Origin of the sequence: Paractinoplanes rhizophilus, from assembly GCF_042664765.1 — a bacterium.
Lineage (GTDB): Bacteria > Actinomycetota > Actinomycetes > Mycobacteriales > Micromonosporaceae > Actinoplanes > Actinoplanes rhizophilus.
The window spans coordinates 1-580 of sequence record NZ_JBHTBJ010000139.1 but is presented as its reverse complement, the minus strand read 5'-3'; the positions used below and the strand labels follow the sequence as shown (position 1 = coordinate 580).

The 580-nt window shown below is 43.6% G+C and carries 1 pseudogene; it reads right to left on the bottom strand.

The window, feature by feature from the left end:
• Positions 1 to 580: pseudogene (locus ACFQS1_RS40600) on the bottom strand (Ig-like domain-containing protein); the annotation flags it as partial.

Here is a 580-nt window from a genome sequence, read left to right as displayed (position 1 = left end):
CATCCGTTCCGCCTGTCTCTGTTACATCATATAACCCGTCATTATCACTGTCAAGATCGAAGTGATTTGGTACTCCATCGCCATCAAAATCATACGCCGGATCTAACATATCACACACTCCATCATTAGGCGTTGTATCTACACAAGCAGCCGGAGTTCCATCTCCACGATCATCAGCATCCTGCCAGTTAGGGATCCCATCACTGTCATTATCATCACTCGGATCTAAACCTAAATCATTCTCTGCAGTATCTAATATTCCATCGTTGTCATCATCTAAATCTAACCCATCTGGTACCCCATCATTGTCATTGTCTGAACCATCCACAGTAATTGTTACCGTAGTAGTCATACATACTACATTGTTTGGAGCTGTTGTAACTCCATCATCACTACATACCTCATAGTAAAATGTTACTTCTCCATCTTCCGCAGCATCCGGAGTATACGTAGCCGTACCCGTTGCAGGATCAAACACTACTGTTCCCATAGCCTCCGTAAGACCTGGTGCAGCTACAAAAGCAGCCAACGTAATGCTCGTCGTTCCTACATTGTTCGTATCGTTATTCGGTAAATAATC